The sequence below is a fragment of the Thalassotalea sp. PS06 genome (assembly GCF_007197775.1).
GTDB lineage: Bacteria > Pseudomonadota > Gammaproteobacteria > Enterobacterales > Alteromonadaceae > Thalassotalea_A.
On record NZ_CP041638.1, the window covers coordinates 2,379,445 to 2,402,100 of the forward strand.

General features: G+C 45.1%; 20 protein-coding genes. 9 read left to right on the plus strand and 11 right to left on the minus strand.

Annotated features, from left to right (window positions below; all coding sequences use genetic code 11):
* Positions 1–48 precede the first annotated feature (48 nt).
* Positions 49–777, minus strand: coding sequence for a 30S ribosomal protein S2 (rpsB, locus tag FNC98_RS10560; protein ID WP_143581202.1), 729 nt, complete (start codon positions 775–777; stop codon positions 49–51).
* A 462-nt stretch (positions 778–1,239) separates the two neighbouring features.
* Here rpsB and map point away from each other — a divergent pair, with 462 nt between their 5' ends.
* From map to FNC98_RS10580, 4 genes are read left to right on the plus strand one after another with little or no spacing between them, the layout of a single operon-like run.
* Positions 1,240–2,085, plus strand: coding sequence for a type I methionyl aminopeptidase (map, locus tag FNC98_RS10565; protein WP_143581203.1), 846 nt, complete (start codon positions 1,240–1,242; stop codon positions 2,083–2,085).
* Between the two features lie 53 nt (positions 2,086–2,138).
* Positions 2,139–4,787 (plus strand): [protein-PII] uridylyltransferase, encoded by a 2,649-nt coding sequence (gene glnD / locus FNC98_RS10570; protein ID WP_260680343.1) that lies wholly within the window; start codon positions 2,139–2,141, stop codon positions 4,785–4,787.
* Between the two features lie 10 nt (positions 4,788–4,797).
* A complete protein-coding gene (gene dapD / locus FNC98_RS10575) occupies positions 4,798–5,622 on the plus strand; it encodes a 2,3,4,5-tetrahydropyridine-2,6-dicarboxylate N-succinyltransferase (protein WP_143581204.1) in 825 nt (274 codons plus the stop codon).
* A 56-nt stretch (positions 5,623–5,678) separates the two neighbouring features.
* Positions 5,679–6,107 carry a hypothetical protein gene (locus tag FNC98_RS10580; RefSeq protein WP_143581205.1) on the plus strand — a complete coding sequence of 143 codons (429 nt, stop codon included), beginning with the start codon at positions 5,679–5,681 and terminating at the stop codon, positions 6,105–6,107.
* A gap of 23 nt (positions 6,108–6,130) precedes the next feature.
* Here FNC98_RS10580 and FNC98_RS16970 read toward each other — a convergent pair whose 3' ends face one another.
* The 7 genes from FNC98_RS16970 to FNC98_RS10610 all read right to left on the minus strand — a co-directional run bounded on the left by FNC98_RS16970 (position 6,131) and on the right by FNC98_RS10610 (position 12,830).
* Complete coding sequence (locus tag FNC98_RS16970) at positions 6,131–6,259, minus strand: hypothetical protein (RefSeq protein WP_260680344.1); 129 nt, start codon at positions 6,257–6,259, stop codon at positions 6,131–6,133.
* A 5-nt stretch (positions 6,260–6,264) separates the two neighbouring features.
* On the minus strand, positions 6,265–6,450 hold the full coding sequence (locus tag FNC98_RS16975; RefSeq protein WP_260680345.1) for a hypothetical protein: 186 nt from the start codon (positions 6,448–6,450) through the stop codon (positions 6,265–6,267).
* A gap of 143 nt (positions 6,451–6,593) precedes the next feature.
* The gene (kdsB, locus tag FNC98_RS10590) at positions 6,594–7,364 is read right to left on the minus strand and encodes a 3-deoxy-manno-octulosonate cytidylyltransferase (protein WP_143581206.1); all 771 of its coding nucleotides are present in this window, start codon (positions 7,362–7,364) and stop codon (positions 6,594–6,596) included.
* Between the two features lie 9 nt (positions 7,365–7,373).
* The gene (locus FNC98_RS10595) at positions 7,374–7,553 is read right to left on the minus strand and encodes a Trm112 family protein (RefSeq protein ID WP_143581207.1); all 180 of its coding nucleotides are present in this window, start codon (positions 7,551–7,553) and stop codon (positions 7,374–7,376) included.
* Positions 7,553–8,548 (minus strand): tetraacyldisaccharide 4'-kinase, encoded by a 996-nt coding sequence (lpxK, locus tag FNC98_RS10600; protein WP_143581208.1) that lies wholly within the window; start codon positions 8,546–8,548, stop codon positions 7,553–7,555. Before lpxK ends, FNC98_RS10595 begins: the two co-directional genes overlap by 1 nt.
* 48 nt (positions 8,549–8,596) lie before the next feature.
* Positions 8,597–10,366: a lipid A export permease/ATP-binding protein MsbA gene (gene msbA / locus FNC98_RS10605; RefSeq protein ID WP_143581209.1), complete on the minus strand. Its 1,770-nt coding sequence runs from the start codon at positions 10,364–10,366 to the stop codon at positions 8,597–8,599.
* A 52-nt stretch (positions 10,367–10,418) separates the two neighbouring features.
* The gene (locus FNC98_RS10610) at positions 10,419–12,830 is read right to left on the minus strand and encodes a DNA internalization-related competence protein ComEC/Rec2 (RefSeq protein ID WP_185967938.1); all 2,412 of its coding nucleotides are present in this window, start codon (positions 12,828–12,830) and stop codon (positions 10,419–10,421) included.
* 62 nt (positions 12,831–12,892) lie between these two features.
* Between FNC98_RS10610 and FNC98_RS10615 the strand changes: the two genes are divergently transcribed.
* On the plus strand, positions 12,893–13,411 hold the full coding sequence (locus FNC98_RS10615) for a DUF2062 domain-containing protein (protein ID WP_143581211.1): 519 nt from the start codon (positions 12,893–12,895) through the stop codon (positions 13,409–13,411).
* 104 nt (positions 13,412–13,515) lie between these two features.
* Here FNC98_RS10615 and lolE read toward each other — a convergent pair whose 3' ends face one another.
* From lolE to FNC98_RS10630, 3 genes are read right to left on the minus strand one after another with little or no spacing between them, the layout of a single operon-like run.
* A complete protein-coding gene (lolE, locus tag FNC98_RS10620; RefSeq protein ID WP_143581212.1) occupies positions 13,516–14,766 on the minus strand; it encodes a lipoprotein-releasing ABC transporter permease subunit LolE in 1,251 nt (416 codons plus the stop codon).
* 2 nt (positions 14,767–14,768) lie between these two features.
* The gene (lolD, locus tag FNC98_RS10625; protein ID WP_143581213.1) at positions 14,769–15,458 is read right to left on the minus strand and encodes a lipoprotein-releasing ABC transporter ATP-binding protein LolD; all 690 of its coding nucleotides are present in this window, start codon (positions 15,456–15,458) and stop codon (positions 14,769–14,771) included.
* A complete protein-coding gene (locus FNC98_RS10630) occupies positions 15,451–16,686 on the minus strand; it encodes a lipoprotein-releasing ABC transporter permease subunit (RefSeq protein WP_143581214.1) in 1,236 nt (411 codons plus the stop codon). The genes lolD and FNC98_RS10630 overlap by 8 nt, the downstream gene beginning before the upstream one ends.
* Positions 16,687–16,930: 244 nt before the next feature.
* Here FNC98_RS10630 and mfd point away from each other — a divergent pair, with 244 nt between their 5' ends.
* The 4 genes from mfd to FNC98_RS10650 all read left to right on the plus strand — a co-directional run bounded on the left by mfd (position 16,931) and on the right by FNC98_RS10650 (position 22,618).
* Positions 16,931–20,419, plus strand: a complete 3,489-nt coding sequence (gene mfd / locus FNC98_RS10635) for a transcription-repair coupling factor (protein WP_143581215.1) — start codon at positions 16,931–16,933, stop codon at positions 20,417–20,419.
* 11 nt (positions 20,420–20,430) lie between these two features.
* A complete protein-coding gene (locus FNC98_RS10640) occupies positions 20,431–21,672 on the plus strand; it encodes a CsiV family protein (protein ID WP_143581216.1) in 1,242 nt (413 codons plus the stop codon).
* A gap of 68 nt (positions 21,673–21,740) precedes the next feature.
* The gene (locus tag FNC98_RS10645) at positions 21,741–22,292 is read left to right on the plus strand and encodes a cob(I)yrinic acid a,c-diamide adenosyltransferase (protein WP_143581217.1); all 552 of its coding nucleotides are present in this window, start codon (positions 21,741–21,743) and stop codon (positions 22,290–22,292) included.
* 35 nt (positions 22,293–22,327) lie between these two features.
* A complete protein-coding gene (locus FNC98_RS10650) occupies positions 22,328–22,618 on the plus strand; it encodes a DUF1244 domain-containing protein (protein WP_143581218.1) in 291 nt (96 codons plus the stop codon).
* Positions 22,619–22,656 lie beyond the last annotated feature (38 nt).

Sequence of the window (22,656 nt, forward strand, 5' to 3'; positions counted from 1 at the left end):
GCTGACTGGGAACCAGCCAGCCGAGATACATTTCGCTAAATAATGGAATTATTCAGCTTCAACAAAACCATCTTTTTCTGCTTGCACAGCGATGTTAGTCTCACGACCTTCGATTACAGCGTTAGCCGCTGAATCTAGGTATAAGCTAACTGCACGGATCGCATCATCGTTACCTGGGATGATGTAATCAATGCCATCTGGGTTTGAGTTAGTATCAACAACAGAAATTACTGGGATACCTAAGTTGTTCGCTTCTTTGATTGCAATGTGCTCATGGTCAGCATCGATAACGAAGATAGCGTCTGGAAGGCCACCCATGTTTTTGATACCACCAAGGCTTTTCTCAAGCTTTTCCATTTCACGAGTACGCATTAATGCTTCTTTTTTGGTTAAAGCATCAAAAGTACCGTCAGTGCTTTGAGTTTCAAGATCTTTCAAACGTTTGATAGATTGACGAACCGTTTTCCAGTTAGTCAACATACCACCTAACCAGCGGTGATTTACGTAGAATTGATCACATTTTAGCGCTGCTTCTTTAACAGCATCGCTTGCCGCGCGTTTAGTACCAACGAAAAGAACTTTACCTTTCTTAGATGAAACACCTGATAAGAAAGCTAGAGCGTCGTTGAACATTGGAACAGTTTGCTCAAGGTTGATGATATGAACTTTGTCACGTGCACCAAAAATGTAAGACTTCATTTTCGGGTTCCAGTAACGAGTTTTGTGACCGAAGTGTACGCCGGCCTTAAGCATATCGCGCATAGATACGTTTGGCATTTTTTAATCCTCTTGGGGTTAAGCGTCCATACATCCCGTATTACCGACTGCGACTGAAAAGTCAGGGCAGCACCCCGGAATACGTTTGCCGATGTATGTGAGTTTTTAAATAATTAATATGTTCAATAATTGAACGCGAACCCATGATTTCGCCGATGGCTTTTTCACGGGCGGTGCTTTATACCATTTAAACGTTCAAAAATAAAGCGATAGCGAGAAAAACTTTTATTTTCACCAAGGTTATCAACAACACAACTACCACTTTTGCGAACAACAAAATACTTTCTCACTTGTGGTAGGCAAAAATCTGCTAATAAGTTATGACGTAATTACTCAAATAATCCCCAGTGTAACTCGTCTCTGTGTGGCATAAGCCCTTATTTTAGGTTATTATTTCGGCTCTATACGTCAGGTCTCGACTATCTATTGCAGACCATTTATTTCAAATCTTTGAGGAATCGAATGAGTATTGTCATTAAAAGCCAAAGTGACATCGAGCATATGCGCACCGCCGGGAAATTAGCGGCGAGCGTTTTAGAAATGATTGAAGCCCATGTAAAAGCCGGGGTAACAACCGATGAACTGGATAGCATTTGCGCCCAGTACACCGCAGAAAACAATGCTCTTTCAGCACCATTGAATTATGGCGCTGATGCTAATGGTGAAGGTGGATTTCCAAAGTCTATTTGTACGTCGGTAAACCATGTTGTTTGCCACGGTATCCCGTCTGAGCAAACCCTGCAGGATGGCGACATCATCAACATCGATATTACCTGCAAAATTTCTTTCGATAGCGCCGACACGCCGGAAGATGAGAAAACCTATTATCATGGCGACACCTCGAAAATGTTTCTTATTGGCAATGTAACCCCAGAGAATCGTCGTCTTTGTCGCATCACTCAGGAAAGTCTGTATCAGGCGATTCGCAAGGTTAAGCCAGGCGCAAAATTCAATGAAATCGGCGCCACCATTCAAAAACACATCAAAAAAGCTGGCCGTTTCGGCATCGTTAAAGATTTCTGTGGTCACGGCATTGGTACCGTATTTCACGAAGAGCCACAAATCTTGCATTACAAAAACGGCGATGCCCGAGTGATGAAAGAAGGCATGATCTTCACCATTGAGCCGATGATAAACCTTGGTAAAGGTGGTACCGTCCTCGATAAAGATGACGGCTGGACAGCTTATACTGTCGATGGTAAAAACTCAGCACAATGGGAACACACCATCCTGGTTACCAAGAATGGCTGCGAGATCCTTACCCATCGCAGCGAAGAAAAAGACCTGCCGAGAGTCCTAGTTAATTAAACAACAATAAAAATCTGCGTATTTCTGCCAGTCGATAAGGAAGTATTTGTACCGTGGTTGAACAAAGTATTTTACCCCAGCGATTTCAAGAGCGCTTATCGCTGGCAGCACCTGTGATGGAACTTCAGGATTTTCATCTGCAGAACGACGAATTTTACCAATGGCTGGCGGATGCATTCGCCGATAACGAAATTACCGACCTGGTGCATGCCCGTGCCGAATACGTGGATCGGGTACTCAACAAAATCTGGTGCCAACAACACCTGGATGAACATCAAATTGCGCTGATGGCGGTTGGCGGATATGGCCGCGGCGAATTACACCCTTTCTCTGATGTTGATATCCTGATCTTAACTCAGAAAAAAATCAGCAAAGAACTTGAAGAATACATTGGTGCCTTTATCACCCAGCTTTGGGATATCCGCCTCGACGTTGGTCACAGTGTACGAAGTGTTAAAGAATGTATTAAGCTTGCCAGCACGGATGTCACTATCGCCACCAACTTGCTTGAATCCCGGCTTATTTGCGGTAATCAGGCGCTAGCAGAAGAATTATGGCCACAACTTTGGGTAAAGAAATTCTGGCCTTCGGAAAAGTTTTTTATCGCCAAACGTGATGAACAGATAAAACGTCACCAACAATATAAAGGCGCCGCCTACACGCTGGAACCAAACCTTAAGGCAAACCCGGGTGGCCTTCGCGACATTCAGAATATTTCCTGGGTAGCGAAACGCCATTTTCACGAAGACAGTCTTTACGAGTTGGTACAACACGATTACCTGACCCTTAATGAATTTTATGAATTAATGGAATGTCAGGATTATCTATGGCGGATGCGCTTTGCCCTACACATTATTGCCGGTCGCAGCGAAAATCGTTTGTTGTTTGACTATCAGGGCGATGTGGCGCGATTAATGGGGTTTGGTGAAGATGGTAAGAAAGCCATTGAACGGATGATGAAGCGTTTCTTCCGGGTCATCAACTACGTTTCTGAGCTTAATGAAATGTTGCTGCAGCATTTTCAGCAGGCCATGTTAAATCACGATGAAAAGCAACCTGAAGTCGATATTGATAAAGACTTCATGATGATTGGTAATCTGATACAGGTGAAAAACTCCCGGGCATTTGTGCGCCCGGAAATGATGTTGAAGATCTTTTTGGTTATCGCCGATAACCCTCAGGTTAAGGGTATCCATTCCGATACCATCCGATTACTGCGTAACTCGCGCCGGCGACTAATTTCAGAACTGATTGATTATGCTGAATGTCGCCGTTTGTTTATGGCATTGATGCGCCACCCCAGAGGTTTGGGTCGCGCGTTTAATCTCATGCATCATCACGAAATCCTCGCCAATTATCTGCCGGAATGGCAAAACATTGTTGGCCAGATGCAGTTTGACTTGTTCCACGCTTATTCCGTCGATGAACATAGTTATCGATTAATCAAAAACCTATACCGATTTTCACTGCCTGAGCACAATCACGAATTTCCGTTATGCAGTAAAATCGTCCAGCGCATTCGTAAACCAGAATTATTGTATCTTGCCGGCATATTCCACGACATCGCCAAAGGCCGAGGCGGCAGCCATAGTGAATTAGGCGCCGTTGACGCATTAACTTTTGGTGAAATGCATGGCCTGACCAAACACGATACCAAGATGATTTCCTGGTTGGTCAAATACCACCTGCTCATGTCGGTGACCGCTCAGCGCCGCGACATTTCCGATCCTAATGTTATTCGTGAATTTGGTGAAATTGTTCGCGATGAGGCGCATCTCGATTATCTTTACTGCCTGACAGTTGCCGATATGCGCGCCACCAACGAAAGTTTGTGGAATAACTGGAAAGGCAATTTGCTCGAAGAGTTATATTTTTCCACCAAACGCGCCTTGCGCCGTGGTCTTGAAAAACCCGTCGAATATCGCGCACAAATCAAAGAAAACCAGCAACATGCACTGTTGTTATTAAACCAGGATGACATCAGTAAAGACCTGATTAAGCCGGTTTGGAAACAGTTTAAGCCGGATTATTTTCTGCGCTATAGCCCACAGCAAATCCGCTGGCATTCAAAAGCCGTGTTTGCCCATGACAGGTCGTCACCTTTAGTCTTGGTAAGCCCTCAGCCCTATCGAGGAGGCACAGAGGTTTTCGTTTATACCAAAGACAAGGCCAATATATTTGCCACCATTGTTGCCGTTTTAGGTTCCAAAAAACTGTCGATTCATGATGCAAAAATCCTGACCAGCAAAGATGGTTACACCTTGAATACTTTCGTGGTGCTTGACCACAAAGGCCATGCCCTGAAAGACGATTATCATATGCAGGATATCAAAGACTCATTAATACACTGGCTGTCTTCGGATCAACCGGTTACGATAGTGCCACAGCCGGTGCCGCACAAATTTAAGCAATTTGAGATCCCGACTCAGGTAAGCTTTATTCCGCATAACAATACCAAGGTGACCGCCATGGAACTGGTTGCCCTGGATCGCCCTGGACTACTCGCTGAAATTGGTAAAGTTTTCCAGGAGCAGGAACTGGCCATACATTCTGCGAAAATTACCACCTTCGGTGAACGCGCGGAAGATATGTTTTTAATTTCTACGGCCGATAATTGCGCCTTAAGCGAAGAGCAGCAGGCTCTGCTCGAAGCGCAGTTGTGTCGAACCAATCAACCTTTAGCTAACGTCGAATATAAGTAGGAAAACATCGATGAAAGAGATCCAACAAATTATTGAGCAGGCTTTTGAGGATAGAGCCAACATCAGCCCAAGCAGTGTCGACCCAGAAGTCAAAAATTCAATTTTGGCGGCTTTGGATTTACTGAACAAAGGCCATGCCCGTGTAGCCGAAAAAATAAACGGTGAGTGGGTTGTCAATCAATGGTTGAAAAAAGCCGTACTATTATCATTCCGCATTAATGATAATGAAGTGATGCACGCTGGCGAAAGCACCTATTTCGACAAAGTCCCACTGAAATATGAAGGTTATGGCCGTGCCGACTTTAATAGAGATGGTGTTCGTGTCGTACCTGGCGCTAGTGTCCGTACCGGTAGTTTTATCGGTAAGAACGTAGTAGTTATGCCTTCTTTTGTTAACATTGGCGCGTTCGTCGATGACGGCTGCATGGTTGATACCTGGGCAACGGTAGGTTCTTGTGCACAGATCGGCAAAAACGTTCACCTTTCCGGTGGTGTTGGTATTGGTGGTGTATTAGAACCACTTCAGGCCGGCCCAACCATTATCGAAGACAACTGTTTTATCGGTGCACGTTCGGAAATCGTTGAAGGCGTTATCGTTGAAGAAGGCTCGGTTATTTCTATGGGCGTTTTCATCGGTCAATCGACGAAAATCTTTGATCGTGAAACCGGTGAAGTCCACTATGGTCGCGTACCTGCAGGTTCGGTTGTTGTACCGGGTACATTGCCTTCAAGCTGTGGCACCTGTCAGTTATATGCTGCCATTATCGTTAAGAAAGTGGATGCAAAAACACTGGCAAAAACCGGCATCAATGAATTACTTCGCTCGGTAGAGTAATTTTATGATCACGCCAGTTATATCGTGGTAGCTGGCGTGAATCAAGGATATTGAATATGGAAATCATTCAATCACGACGACAAAATATACTGTCCCGATTCTCCCAAATGCTATTGGATTTTGGCTGGTTTATTCTCTTTTCGCTAATCTTCTTGACATTTACGACAGAGCAGATAGACATCTGGCATTCTTTGACGATAACTCTGTGTCTCACCGTATTCACGACTTTGTATTTATGGTTTGTCTACCCAGAACCTTCGAAAAAAATTGTTTTCACTGCAAATGGTTTTGAGTATCACGATTACCAGTTAAAGAGGCAAATTGCCTGGTCAGATTTCGATGGTTACAAGATTTCCAAGTTTCCCAATTACCAAATAACCTTAAAGATAAAAAATCAGGACAACATCGTTTTTGGTTATCAGGTATTTTCAGCAAAACAACGCCAGCAATTATTCTCTGCGTTGGATTTCCATCACCAAAAATAAACCGGTATCGCATTTATCGGTGATTAACTGGAAGCGCCAGCTGCACCTACCGCAGCAACGCCAGCAGAACTTGCCTGTTGCGAAGCTACCTGATGCGATATCACCGCCGCGCTTTGATGTTCTGAAGCGATGATACAAGTACCGTACCCCAATCCTTTTAATGGGTTCTCCCACAGCACCTCGCCATTGGCGGGATCCAGACAAAATAAATGACCGCCAGAATAGGCAAATTATCGACATTAGTGATGGTAGAGCTTTTGATTTTGGTTTTCCAAAGCTCCTCACCCTGGTTTTTGTTTAAACACACCACGTGGCCACTGATGCCCAAGAATAGTTTTTCCATAATCGATCCTCACAACTAAACTAGCTTTACCATACCAGTTGGAGTCAGGATTACAAATCACCACTCAAATTAGAGAGTTGGACAAAAGGAAATTAAAAGATAGAGTGCACCATCCATTGGCAGAACGGTGCAGATTAGCGTGATCAGGGGAGCTGACGGGCGTATGCGCGGGCTTTTTCGAGATCTTCAGGCGTATCGACACCTTCAACCGGCAAATGGCTTTTTGCCACTTCGACATGAATTTTTTCACCTTGATAAAGCACCCTGAGTTGCTCGAGGGCTTCAATGGTTTCCAGCTCACTGGTCGGCCAGGAAACGTAGTCTTTGATAAACCCTGCACGATAAGCATAAATGCCAATATGACGTAAATAGTCGCAACGAAGTTTTCGCGCATCACTATTGCTAGCCGAGAACTCATCTCGGTCAAATGGAATGCTGGAGCGAGAAAAATAAAGCGCATAGCCTTCTTTATCACAAATCACTTTTACCACATTCGGATTAAACACCTCGTCAGACGACTTTATATCCACCGCCAAGGTTGCCATTCTCGCCAAAGACTGTTGAGCAAGATTATTCGCTACCTGGGCAATATTTTCACTCGGGATGAAAGGTTCATCACCTTGGACATTAACAATGATTTCATCGTCGCTGAACTGATATTTTTCGACCACTTCCGCCAGTCTTTCAGTACCCGATTGATGGTCCGAACGGGTCTCGCAAACCTCTATGGGTAAGCTTGCCATTGCATCCATTACCTGTTGATTGTCGGTGGCAACAATGACCCGACTGGCGCCAGACGCCAAAGCTTTCTCTACAACCCACTCAATCATTGGCTTGCCATTTATATCAGCAAGAACTTTTCCGGGCAAACGACTTGAATTAAATCGAGCTGGAATAACTACGGTAAATCCCATATTTGCCTCTTATTCTTCTGATGCCAGCTTACGAGCCTGATTTTCCAGTAATACCGGAATATCTTTTTCTATCGGGTACGCCAGGCGATCAAATTTACAGATCAGTTCCAGATTTTCTTTGTCATATGCCAGTTTGCCTTTGCAAATCGGGCAAGCCAGAATATCGATAAGTTTTGTATCAAAAGCCATTAGTTAAGTACTCTTGTGTTGATTAGTTGTAGCAGGTGTTGCTCGTCTGCCTCAGACAATACGCCATCTACTGGCAAATACCAAGCATTGTCAGGACATATATTACGACATTTTACCGCATCTTTTTCGGTCATCAGTAAAGGCTGCTGGTCATCGAACTGCTGAAAATCTTCGGCAGAAAATTGATGATGATCAACGAATTCGACTTGCTTGCTCAGAGATAAATTCAGGTCGGTAAGGGTGTTGAAAAATCGCTGCGGATTACCGATCCCGGCAAGCGCCTGCGCCTGTGATGAGTGACTAGATACGAACTGTTCTAACGGTAGACTTGTACCCGATTTGATGTGAACTAAAGCGCCAGGCGATAATGTCAGGCTCATCTCCCCTGTCTTTGCCTGACCGCCATTGCAAATCACCACATCGACATTGTTGAGACGTGAAGGAAGCTCCCTTAACGGACCTGCAGGTAATAGCCAGCCATTACCAAACCGGCGCTGACCATCGATGATAACGATTTCCATATCTCGTTGCAGTCGATAATGTTGCAAACCATCATCACTGATAATAACCTGGCAACCAAGTTCAATGAGTTGCTGACAATTTTTGACTCTGTCAGGGCCAACCACCACAGGTACATTACAGCGTTGAAAAATCAATACCGGCTCATCGCCAGCCTGCTGAGCGCTCGTGCCATTATCCAGTGTTAAAGGGTAATTATCAGCCTTACCGCCGTAACCTCTTGATGTCACCCCAACGTTAATATTTAGTCGTTGTAGTAATTTTACCAGGTAGATAACCACCGGTGTTTTGCCATTACCACCGACACCGATATTACCGACAATGATAACCGGCACGGAAACCTTAAATTGCTTTTTCAACCCCAGGCGAAACGCCCACTTTCGCAACGAAGAGAGCAACCAAAACAATAGCGATAACGGCAGCAACATCCATTTAAGCCAATGTTGCTGATACCAAGCTTGTTCAATCAATCGCATGTGTTAGCCCATCCCCTGACGCTAGTTTGCCCAGCCATTAATCAATCATTACTCACCAAACTGAAACTTATGCAGCTGTGCATATGCGCCTTCTTTGGCCAATAGCTGCTGATGATCGCCCTGCTCAATTAATTTGCCTTTTTCCATAACTAAGATGTTGTCGGCATTTTCTATGGTGGATAATCTGTGAGCAATGACGATACAGGTACGATTTTGCTGTAGAAATTTCAATGCATCCTGGATATGACGTTCAGATTCCGTATCCAGCGCACTGGTAGCCTCATCAAGTATCAAAATTGGCGCGTCACACAATAACGCTCTGGCAATGGCCACGCGCTGGCGCTGGCCACCACTTAGCATTGAACCATTCTCCCCGATAACCGTTTGCAAACCATCAGGTAAGTCTTCTGCGAACTCAAGCACATGGGCATGCTTAGCCGCTTCGATAATTTCCTGTTCACTGGCTTGGGGACGACCATAAGCAATATTGTTCGCTAACGTATCGTTAAAAAGCACAACCTGCTGCGAAACATAAGCAAATTGCTTACGCAGTGGTTTTAATCGATAATCTTCGATATTTTCGCCATCGATTAATACTTCGCCAGATTTGGCATTATAAAAACGTAACAGCAAGGAGCTAATCGTCGACTTTCCAGAACCAGAACGGCCAACCAGCGCGGTTGTGGTTCCCGGCGGAACATTAAAGCTGACGTTATCTAACGCATTGGTTTCAGTGCCTTCATAAGCAAAGTTAACCTGCTTAAACTCGATATCGCCGCGGCTGCGTTTCAGGTCTAACGTTCCGGTATCTGATTCTATCGGTTGATCCAAAACATCGAAAATACTGGTACAGGCAGCCATGCCTTTTTGAAACTCACTATTAACCGTGGTAAGTAGCTTCAAAGGTCTCAGTAACATGATCATTGACGTTACCACGGTGGTAAAAATACCCGGTGTCAGGTTTTCTATCATATTGTCCATACTGGCGATGTATAAAACGAATGCCAGTGCAAATGAGGCAATAATCTGGATCACCGGCACACTGATAGCTTTGGCTGCTACCATTTTCATTCTTTGCAATCGATTTTGATTATTGATTTTTGCGAAGCGTTCATTTTCTCGAGTCTGGCCATCGAAGGTTACGACAACCTTATGACCATTGAAACTTTGTTCTGCAGCGCCGGTGACTTCCCCCATCGCTTGCTGAATGTGTTTACTCACCGCCCGGAATCGTTTCGAAACAACCACAACGATCACCGAAATCACCGGCGTGATCAGCAGGAAAATTGATGATAACTGCCAGGAGTAATAAAACATTAAACCAAGTAATCCGAGGACAAAGGCGCCTTCCCGAACCAGGGTGAGTACCGCCTTTGAGGTGGTATTTAATACCTGCTCGGTGTCGTAGGTTAATTTCGAAATAAGGGCACCCGTTGACTCTTTATCGTGAAACGAAACCGGCATTGCCAGGATATGTTCAAATAACTCCTGACGCAGTTTCATTACCACATGATTCCCGACCCAGGCCAGGCAGTAGGTACCAATAAAGTGAAAAATACCGCGAAACAGAAATGCCACCAGCACAAAGACTGGCGCATATTTTAAAATATTTGGATTGGATTGCGTTAAGCCCTCATCAATAAGCGGCTTTAGCTGGGAAAAAAACAGGGTGTCGATGCCCGCATAACCAAGCATACCAATAATAGAAACCAGCAACCCCGCTCTCAGGCCACGGGTGTAGGTAAATAAACGACGGAAATTGGGCCAGGTACGACTCTTCTCTGTGGCTTTTCCTTCTAACGACTTTGTAGCTTGCATTTACACTCTCAAGTAAAACGATACTGCGCTATTCTAACGATAATTGCTTGATCTACCAACTCTTTGGCATCGGCTTGATGCTAGTTTGATCCTCAGCAAGTGTAGCAAACTGATTGTAAAACCAGAATGGCGCCATATCCGTTCGATATTTCTCAGCATGGATCCCAGTATCTCCAATGGTGAGCCTGATCATCCCTGAATCTGCAGTGTTGTATAGTTTGGCACCAACTTTTTGGTACCTTGACGTCACTGTATCTGAGGGCATATTCCAGCGATTCAAGTAAGCGGCGCTAAAAATCGCATGCTTTGGCTGAATGGACTCGATAAATTCAGCAGACGAGGATGACTTAGAGCCATGGTGCGGGACGATTAATATATCGATTTTCGTTGCCGATATGTCTTCGAGTAGTCGTTTTTCAACCGATGCTGGGATATCTCCGGTCAACAATAATTGATGCTTTGCGTCGGAAACCAGTAAAACGCAGGAATCCTCATTTTCCTGCCAGTTGGGCTCTATTGGCCATAAGGCTTTAATCGTTAACCCTTGCCAATTCCAGGTTTGGTTAGAGGTACAAGATTGCAGAGGGTTTACAAGGTGACCGGCTGTCGTTTGCCAATCTCGATAATCATCTGAGTTAATATTGGCGACAACCCATGTGGGTTTCAGATGTTCTAAAACGTAAGGCAATCCGCCAGCATGATCATTGTCGCTATGGCTAACAAACAAGTACTCGGGCGTTTTTACAAACCTGCGACGCAAATAAGGATGAATGATCGACTGGGCGATACTCAGATCCTTGCCGTAACTGGCTCCGGTGTCATATACCAATGCCTTATTGCCCCGCTCTAGTACCACACTTAATCCATGGCCGACATCAAGAACACTGATACTCCATGGCAAATTAGATACATCTATGGTTGCAGGTTTATTGGTTATTGAAACTACCAGGCCTGCGAGTATATTCAAGGCTAACAGGCTCCCAAGAACCACTTTACCCGCCGGGGTGACGCGCACAAGTTGAGCAATAACCCATACCGCGATATTCAAAACTACCATTAAAGTGATTGAGGATATTGTAATCAGGGAAAATTCAAGTTCATTGAGCCACAGCAGCTGTTGCCAGATAATCTCCAGCTGCCAACGACAGATATCCGCGAGCCAGGCACTGGTTGCTGGCAACCACAGACTCAATAAGGTCATTAACAGCAACATTGGCATCAACAGTGCACTAAACCAAGGCAAAATCCAGATATTAGCGGCCCAGGGCAACACAGAAGATTGCCCGAACAATAATAGGTTGATGGGCAATAAAAATAGCGACAGAAAAAGTTGCAGTTTAATAAACAACCAAAGTTTCTGGGTAATTCCTTTGCCATCTTTAAAGTTCCCCCAGAATATCAGGATAAGGATGCTCAGCAGTGCCAGAAACGACAGCCAGAATGAAGACGAGATCAGGGCAAACGGTCGAACCAATATCACCAGTGCCAGACCAAGTGCAAACCAGAGTAGCAAATGCATCCGACCATGAACTATCCGTAACAACCAAAATAGCAACACCATAATCAAGGCTCTGAGAGTAGGTGTTGAAAAAGAGGAAATAAATGCATAACCAAAAGCAAAACCGCAGCTAGTAACGATTGGCAATAACCAAAGAGGATAGCGATAAAACCAGTGAGCCGGACATAACATCAATGCTCCCCTACCTAACCAATATCCTAAAGCCGCGATAATACCCAGGTGCAATCCGGATATCGCCATTAAATGTGCGGTGCCGGTATTTTGCAAAACCTGCCAGTGTTGGGAAGTGAACTCCTGCCGATATCCTAGCGTCAGCGCCAGCATCAATGGTTTTACCTCTGAATCAGGTATCAGAGTTTTGAGTGTATCAAGCATTCGCTGAGATATCGTTGGGCTGGGTTGTACGAGTGGGTTTGGGTTATCGTTATTACTGATATAACCCTTGGCAATAATTTCCCGGCTTAACAACCATCTTTGGTAAGAAAAACTGCCCGGATTAGCAAGACTTTGGCTAGGCTTAAGACGAACCCGCACATCAAGATTATCACCGTTGGACAAGTCAATGGGCGCTTTATACCAGGTTAATCTAACCTTTAGTGGTTTACTTAATCTCCGGCCCGAAACCGATAAAATTTTCAGGGTTATTCGCTTGTCGATATCATCATTATTGACCAGTGAGATGATAGAACCCTTAACAGAAACAGGTTTAAGGTAAACTTCAGAGGGGGTTAACTCGTTAATATTAAGAGCGTCGAAGTGATGATGAGCGCACCACCAGATAAAACCTGCGCCTAACAACAAGCCACTTAAATTTCGAAGTTTATTGGCGAAAAGGGTGATTGCCCCGGTGATAAATACAATAATAATTAAAAATAGTTCTGGTACTGTCGGCAAAAATAGCGACAATATGGCTCCGAGGATAAATGAGAGCAGCCACCGTTCCATAGTGAAAGTCATCCTGAAAAAATTGTTGAGTTAACTAAAGTCGTCCTTATTTAATAAGTTGTATGCCCAAAAAATTGATAAAACGCTGGCTACCAGATCATCAGACTCTGAAAAGCCACAAACATTTACAGGTCTTCGGAGACCTTTTACATGACGGAAACCTCTGGCATTTGAATCGCCGTTCCGTAACGAAAGCATTTGCCATTGGTTTATTTATGGCCTTTGTTCCCGTGCCGTTTCAAATGTTATTAGCAGCGGGCGCTGCGATTTGGTTGCATGCAAACTTACCCCTGTCCGCAGCTTTAGTCTGGCTCAGCAATCCGATAACCATCCCACCAATTTTTTATGGCTGCTATAAGCTTGGCACAATATTACTTAACGTCCCGCAACAGGATTTTAGTTTTCAGTTAAGCTGGACTTGGATCAGTGAAAGTCTGGCCGCCGTTTGGGCGCCTTTTTTATTGGGTTGTCTTGTCTGTGCCGTATTCTTTTCAACTTTAGGTTATATCGGTATCAGCACATTGTGGAAGCTCAACGTTTCCCGTAACTGGCGCAGCCGTCAGCAACGTCATCGCGGTTAAAGCATAGCCTTTGTTTGAGGCTGCGATTCTAGTGGTTTGGAACGCTGGGGCGTGGTTTTTATCTCCAAGGTGTGCCAGCGTTAACACACCTTAAATCAATAACATCAGACTTGTCCAAGTACCTGAGCAGGCTCAACCTTGGTTGCTCTCCAGGCCGGATATAAGGTCGCCATCAGGCTGAGAATTAACGCCGCTGTAATGGTCGTTACAACATCAGAGGACTGTAACTGCGTCGGTAAAAAGTCGATAAAGTAGATGTCTCCGGAGAGGAAACTTATCCCAAACCATTGTTCAAGTTGGCGAACAATGGTTGTCAGGTGCTGAGATAACAGGATACCAATACTGCCACCTAACGCACATCCCAGTACTCCATTCACTAACCCCTGGTAAACAAACGCCAGCATGATGGTTTGCGGCTCGGCCCCCATGGTTTTCAGAATCGCAATGTCACCTTTTTTTTCGTTTACCGCCATGATTAGGCTGGAAACAATATTAAAGCTGGCAACCGCGATGACCAACAGCATAACCACAAACATCACCGTGCGTACTAATTGGATGTCATTGAAAAGGTGCCCTTGAGTTCGCGTCCAGTCATGCATGTAAACATAGATATTGAGGCGTTGACCGATTTGCGAAACCACCATTGGCGCGCGGAACACGTCGTCGACTTTAATCCGAATGCCATGGACTTTATCACCCAGACCAAGAAAGTCAGCACCCGTCGATAACGGCATAAATGCCATCGAATCATCAATCGTGCCACCGAAGTCAAAGATACCGGCTATCACCATGTTTTTCTTGATCGGCGCTAAAAAGCGGCCACTAAGTCCCTGGCCTTCGCTCACTCTTGGCATCAACAGCTGTACGGTATCACCAACGCCAACCCCGAGCTTGTTGGCAATTCCCTGGCCAATTACCAGAGATTGCCCGGCAAGTTGTTGCCAATTGCCCTGACTCACAAAATCGGCGATATCGGAAACCCTGGTTTCACGTTCAATGTCAACCGCCCGAACTTCCAGGGCTTTAATACGATCGCCCTTTTGCAACATGCCAGTTATCTTAATAACCGGTGCAGATGCGACAACGTCTTTGTGTTCGTCGACAATCGCCATTTCCTGTTGCCAGTTATCTACCGGGTCAAGGACACTAATGAATTCTCCATGGGGGATCACCGACAACAGGCGTTTCGCAAGTTCTCTTTCAAAGCCATTCATGGCCGATAACACAATAATCAGCACCATCACCCCTAACGCTATACCTAACGTTGAGGATGCCGAAATAAATGAGGAAAACCCCTGTCCATGGCGGGTTCGAACGTACCGCAGACCTAAAAACATGCTAAGTGGTCTAAACATGTTTACTCCGCATCTGCCATGGCGACAAGTTGGCCATGATCCAAATTCATCTGCCTGTCCATTCTTGATGCCAGGGTCAAATCATGGGTAACGACAACAAATGAAGTTCCTTCCGATTCGTTGAGTTTGCGAATCAAAGTAAAGATTTGCTCAGCAGTGTCAAAATCAAGATTACCGGTCGGTTCATCGGCAAGGACCAGGGATGGCTTGGTAACCAGAGCCCTGGCGATGGCCACCCGTTGGCGTTCACCACCGGACAATTGCGATGGCCGATGACTTAAACGATGTGATAATCCAACTTTTTCAAGCATCACTTCGGCTTGTTGCTTTGCCTTTTTTGGGGAATCGCCACGGATCAATAACGGCATGGCAACATTTTCAACGGCACTAAACTCCATCATCAAATGATGGAACTGGTAAATAAAACCTATTTTTTCATTGCGAAAACGAGCGCGTTTTTTTGCCGATAGCTGATAGATGTCAACGCCATCAATGGTTACCTGACCCGAAGTTGGCGTATCTAGCGCGCCAGCCAGATGCAAAAACGTACTTTTACCGCAACCAGAGCTGCCAACCACAGCAACAAGCTCGCCTTGCTCGACGCTCAAATCTAACCCTTTGAGTACTTCGGTTGTCTGCGGGCCCTGTTGGTACTTTTTCACCAGTCCCTGACAATGTAAAACCTTACTCATTCCTTAATACCTCTGCTGGCTGAGTCTTGGATGCCCGGTATGCCGGGTACAATGTCGCCAGAAAACTCATTAATAACGCGGAGACCAAGATAACTAACACCTGTTCGAAACGAAGTTCGACCGGTAATTGTTGCATCACGAATCCTGAACCCAAAATATTGACACCAAATAACGACAAAATACTATTGAGGTTTAACGTCACCAAAACACCAGCGATACTGCCGAGTAAGGTGCCCCAAATACCATTAACCATGCCCTGGGTCATAAATATTTTTAACACCCCGTCCGGTGACATTCCCAGGGTCTGCAAAATACCAATCTCTCCCTGCTTATCAATGACTACCATTACCAGGGCAGAAACGATATTGAATGCCGCAACCGCGATAATGAGAGAAAGCATCAGCCACATCATATTCTTTTCGACCTTGACTGCCGCGAACAAATTGCCCTGGGTCTTATCCCAGGTGGAGAATTGAAATTCCTGCATTGCTGGTTGCAATTGCAACTGACTGACCACCTGTTTCGCCATAAATGCATCATTAAGATACAAGCGAATGTTGTTAACCCCGTCTTCGGAACGTCGCAGCAGCCGCGCCGCATCCTGGCCATTGATCAATACCATCTGATTGTCGACCTGAGAGCCCAGGTAGAAAATACCCGCAAGCGTAAAGGTGCGCTGCACCGGCACCCGCCCCATTGGTGTGAAGATAGTTTTGGTTGGCAGCAGCAGACGAACTTTGTCGCCAATGCGAACATCAAGTTCTCTTGCCAGAGAAGCTCCCATAACAATATTATATTTGCCAGCCACCAGCTCGGTCATGCTACCAAACTGCATATTTTTCTCGATGATAGAGTCTGGTAATTCGTACTCAGGAAATACTCCCTGCATCAATACACCACTCAACTGACTAGCCGATTGCACTAAAGATTCACTCTCCACATAGGGGGTGGCTTTACTGATATGTTCTTGTGCTTGCAGGATTTGGGAAATCTGCCGCCAGTCACTAATTGGTTTTTCAGAGCTGACAACCGCATGCGGCACCAGGCCGAGAATACGCTCTTTAAGCTGTCCCTCAAAGCCATTCATCACTGAGACAACAGTAATGAGCGCGGTAACCCCCAACAAAATGCCGGCAATAGAAAAAAAGGTAATAAAGGATACAAATCCAGAACGATTTTGGCTGCGAGAATACCGCAGGCCAATAAACAGACTAACCGGTTGAAACATTTATATTTATAAATTTGCGAGAATTGAACTGATGATAAAAGGTCGTTGCCATAAGTACAAGCGACAACCCTGTCATTAAGTAAAATAAAAATCTTTGCAACGCTAGGCAAAATGCTCTGCGTAAACTTGCATCCCATTGAGATCTAATTACAATCTGAGCAGCAAAGAGTACTTGCAAATCCACGCACTCTTCAAATACGTATTCATCCATTTATCCAGCGTGGCAACCGACACAGAAGGTATCATGACCCAAGATTGCAGCATATTTAAACCGATACTGGCTAAATCGAACAAAACTAAGGCCGATAAAAAAATATGGAAACCACTCCCCGGAAGTAGTGATTCGCTGGCGATTTATCAGGCTGCCCGCAATGCCAAACAGGTTTTTTTAGTCGTTTGTGAGGACACCGCTTCGGCATTAAAGCTTGAACACGAGTTGCAATCCATTAACGACGATGCCCTTAAAATCTGTTTGTTTCCGGATTGGGAAACCTTACCTTATGACAGTTTTTCACCGCATCAGGATATTATCTCGCAACGTCTGGCAACCTTGTATCGGCTACCAAGAATGGATAAAGGCCTGGTTATTGTGCCAGCGCATACCCTGAGTCATCGCCTGGCACCAAGACAATACCTGGAAGCCAATAGCCTTCTGATTGAAAACAACCAGCAAAAAGACATGCATCAGTTGCGACAGGAACTGGAATCCTGTGGTTATCGTTCTGTCGATCAGGTAATGGAGCATGGCGAATTTTCTGCTCGTGGGGCGATTCTTGATCTCTACCCAATGGGCAGTCAGCTTCCCTATCGTCTTGATTTCTTTGATGATGAAATTGATAGTATCCGGGTATTTGACCCTGACACCCAGCGCAGTGGTGACCGACTAGACAAAATCGAATTATTGCCTGCCCATGAATTTCCATCGGATCAGGAAACCATTAACCTGTTTCGCCAGCAATATCGCGATATTCTAAAAGGGAATAATGAAAAGGATTCTATTTACCACCAGGTCAGCAAAGGTATTATGCCCGCCGGTATTGAATATTATCTGCCGCTATTTTTTCAAACCACAGAAACCCTGTTCGACTACTTACCAACCCCCCTGCAGGTTGTATTACACGGCAACGTACAGGAAAATCTGCAACAATTCTGGTTAGACATTCAGTATCGTTATGAAGACCGACGATATGATCCTCTGCGCCCGTTATTAACGCCAAATCAGGTATTTGTTCCGGTAGAAGAGCTGTTTTCTCATATCAAAACTTATCCGAGAATTGTTTGTAAAAGTAATAGCGATGAAGCATCTGCAGCCGATTGTCTGTTTAATCTAACGGCGCTTCAGGACGTCGCCGTCAATCATCAGCTCAAACACCCTTTACAAAGGCTCACCCAGCTCATTAGTGAGCAGCGTGAGCGCAAAGCCAATATTGTATTTATTGCCGAAAGCCAGGGTCGCCGTGAAACCCTTATCGAGTTACTTGCCCGGGAAAACATTAAACCTACCGTTGTTGATAGCATTCATCAGGCATTCATCGGCAAAGACGCCATTACCGTCACCGTAAATGGCCTTGCCAACGGCTTTATCATTGAAGATAACAAACAGCCCTGGGTGATCATTTGTGAAGATGATTTATTCACCGACAGGGTCCGTCAAAGCCGCCGCCGCAACAAAAGCCAGGAAACTAATAGCGAAGCCATTTTTAAAAACCTGACTGAGCTCACTCAAGGGCAACCTGTGGTTCATATTGAGCATGGTATCGGTCGTTATCAAGGCTTACAAACCATCGAAAATGCGGGTATCAGTACCGAGTTTTTAGTTCTGGCTTACGCCAATGACGCAAAATTATATGTGCCTGTAGCATCGTTACACCTGATTTCCCGATACAGTGGTAGCGATAGTGAAAACACGCCACTGCATCGTCTGGGCAATGATGCGTGGAATAAAGCCAAGAAAAAAGCTGCGGAAAAAGTTCGCGACGTTGCCGCGGAGCTGCTCGACATTTACGCAAAACGGGAAAGCTCGGAAGGTTATGCATTTAAACGCGATAAACAAGAGTATCTGAATTTTAGCGAGAGTTTTGGGTTTGAAGAAACGGACGATCAGCAACAGGCCATTCATAGCGTCGTTGCCGATATGCTTGACGATAAACCTATGGATCGCCTGGTTTGTGGTGATGTTGGCTTTGGTAAAACCGAGGTAGCAATGCGCGCCGCGTTCGTGGCTGCCAACGACAACAAACAAGTGGTTGTGTTAGTACCAACTACCCTTCTGGCCCAACAACACTATGAGAATTTTCGCGACAGATTTGCCAACTGGCCAATCAATATTGAAGTGCTATCGCGTTTTAAAACGCCAAAACAGCAAAAGCAAATTATCGAAAACATCAAAGCCGGTAAGATAGATATTTTAATTGGTACCCATAAATTGTTATCAGACGATATTAAATTTAACGATTTAGGCCTGCTTATTGTTGATGAAGAACATAGGTTTGGGGTTAAGCAAAAAGAGAAAATCAAGAAGCTGCGCGCCAATGTTGATATTTTAACCCTGACCGCGACACCAATTCCAAGGACCCTGAACATGGCCATGGGCGGTATGCGTGACCTGTCAATAATCGCAACGGCGCCGGCAAAGCGATTGGCGGTGAAGACCTTTGTCCGCCAGCGAGATGAAGCCTTAATAAGAGAATCCATTTTGCGAGAAATTCTTCGTGGTGGTCAGGTATATTTTCTTCATAACAATGTGCAGACGATAGATAAAACGGCCCATGAGATACAGGAGCTGGTACCGGAAGCGAAAATCGTTACCGCCCATGGACAAATGCGAGAGCGGGAACTGGAGCGCATAATGAGTGATTTCTATCACCAACGCTTCAATGTACTGGTCTGTACCACCATTATTGAGACGGGTATCGACGTACCGACCGCCAATACGATTATCATGGACAGAGCCGATCATTTAGGCTTGGCGCAATTACATCAGCTGCGTGGCCGGGTGGGACGTTCGCACCATCAGGCTTATGCGTACTTATTAACCCCTCACCCGAAACGGATGACTAAAGATGCGCATAAGCGCTTAGAAGCAATCGCATCCTTAGAGGATTTGGGTGCTGGTTTTGCCTTAGCGACCCATGATTTGGAAATTCGCGGTGCTGGTGAGCTACTGGGTGAAGATCAGAGCGGACAAATGGCCAGCGTCGGTTTTACCCTCTACATGGAAATGTTGGATCAGGCAATCAAAGCCCTTAAAAATGGTAAGCAACCATCACTGGAAGATTTAAACGCCAAGCAAACCGAGGTGGATCTTAAGTTACCAGCCTTACTGCCAGACGATTACATTTTCGACGTAAGTACCCGCTTGTCTTTTTACAAACGTATTGCCAGTTGCGATAGCGATGCTGAGCTCGATGATATCCAGGTTGAGCTGATCGATCGTTTCGGTTTGTTACCGCAAAGCGCAAAAAACATATTTCATATTGCCAAACTGCGTTTAAAAGCAGAAACTATAGGCATTACCCGAATCGATGCGGGCCCCAAAGGTGGTTCACTGGAATTTGCCGAACACACGCAAATCGATCCTATGGTCATAATTGGGCTTATCCAAAAACAACCAACCGTGTTTAAAATGGATGGCGCCAATAAATTAAAATTTGTGAAAGACACTGAAGACAGTAAAGCCCGTTTTCAATTGGTACAACAACTATTGACGGACTTTAGTGCCAGTGCCGCGTGATTGGAAGTAATATGACACGAATAAAAACAACCTCTAGCATCCGCTTTATGTTCAATAAATTAAGGCTAAGCTCAGCTCTGGGCTTAACAACCATTGCCGGTTCCATACTTGCTTTACCCGTAGCAGCTGAACCCGAGGAAGTGCAACAACGCTGGTTTGAAATTGAAGTGATTCTGGTGCAGCAGCTTCAAAACCAATACCTGAGTAGTGAGCAATTCGATACCAATATCGTTTCTCCTTACCAGGGCAAAAGTATTGAATTAATTGAACCCTATTTATACGAACTAAAGAATTTTCAGCATGCTTTGCCTGAGTGCGCTTATTCGAAAACGGACATGGCCCGAGCCAGTGACAAGGCTTACTTAAATTATGCCGTATCAGGGGATACCTTAGTCGAGGAATCGTTACCACACGTAGATATCGAACTTGGCTGCAAACCAGCTCAACCGCCAAAATTGTTTGATGAACTTACCCAAGGCGATATTACCGAGCTTGCGTATATTCCCGAACACTTTAGTGGCCATGAATATCCCGACGCCACCGAGCCTTACCTGTTAAATCAAAATTCACTGCAACTGGCGCACATCTACCGAAGTCTGGCTCGTTCAAAGCATTTTCGCCCATTATTACACCTTGGTTGGCGACAACCGGTATTGAGCGAGGAAGAAGCGATTCCGGTTAAATTAAAAGCCGGTCAGAACATTAATTTTCAATACCCTGAACAGGCACAAACCCTGAATGAGCTGTTACTCGCCGAGAAGGTCGAGCAGGTGGAAACCGGATTAGACGACGAAGCACAAATTCAGGCAAATTTGCAGCGCATCATCACCCAATTAGAAGCCTCTGGCGATGAAATTGATGTCCAGCCTATTCTGGCAACGTTAACCGAGCAGCAGGAACAGGTTAACCAGCAGGTCAAAGCCGAAAAATTATCGCAAATTATCGCCACCCCTGATCAAGACTGGTTTATTGACGGCTTTTTCAAAGTCCACTTGAATCACTACCTTTTCATCAATAGTGAGTTTAACGTTTATCGACCGCTTGAAGAAGAAACCATAAAAGCCGCGCAAAAAACGCAAACGGCCTCGGTCGACAATATTGTTACATCAATACCTTTCAAACAAAATCGACGGGTTATTTCCGGCGAGCTGCATTATTTTGACCACCCTTTTATGGGCATGCTAGTGCAGATAAGGCGCTATGAGAGGCCTGAACCAGAGCTAAAACCAGAACAGGAAATCGCTCCGGAGTAAAACAAACAAACGATTAACGGTCCAATAAGAGACTGACATCGTTAAAACTATGGGGAGTTAAGAACGCGATGAATAATGCAGTTAAACATTCATTGTATACGGGCAACGGCGATACCGGGTTAACCAAATTACCCACCGATGCAAAAGCCAATGTCGCCAAAGACGATACCGCTATTGAGTTTCTCGGCACGATTGAGGAGCTCAATGCATATCTGGGCCTGCTAAAGGCGAAATTAACGCTGGATTCACCGGCTCTTGGTGAGGTAGCAACCATACAGCGCCAGCTATTTGATATCGGTATGAGCATTTCTGGCGACAGTTTGCTTGATGATAGCCATACCCGGCAATTAGAACAATGGATTGATGGTAAGCTGGCCTTACTGCCAGAACAACAAGGGGCAATTTTACCCGGTGGTGATAAAACTGCCGCCCATGCTCATGTGTGCCGGGCAATCAGCCGCAGAGCCGAACGCTTCGCCGTCGCCCTGCACAGACAATCCAATCTTGAGCCAGCGATCCTTGCTTATTTGAACCGCTTGTCCGACTATTTTCTGGTACTGGCAAGACGAATTAACCAACGCCAGGGTGTATGTGATAACACGATTGCGCACGCAACCTGAGCGACCTACACGACTCAGACATAACAGGTTTAATCATGGATAAAACGACAGAAATTCAAGCCGCAGTATTCAGACGTTTACTGGCACATTTAGATAATCGCAAAGATGTGCAAAATATTGAGTTAATGAATCTTGCTGGCTTTTGCCGCAATTGCTTTTCCAAGTGGATGGTTGCCGAGGCAAAAGAGCTTGGTGTTGAAATGGATATAGACGATGCACGCCAGGCCGTTTATGGCATGCCTTACGAAGAATGGAAAGACAAGCATCAGCTGCCAGCAACGGAAGAACAAAAAGCAAAATTCGCAGCATTACAGAATTCTAAATAAGCTGCCATTACAAATGCCCTGATCAGAAACTCTATATT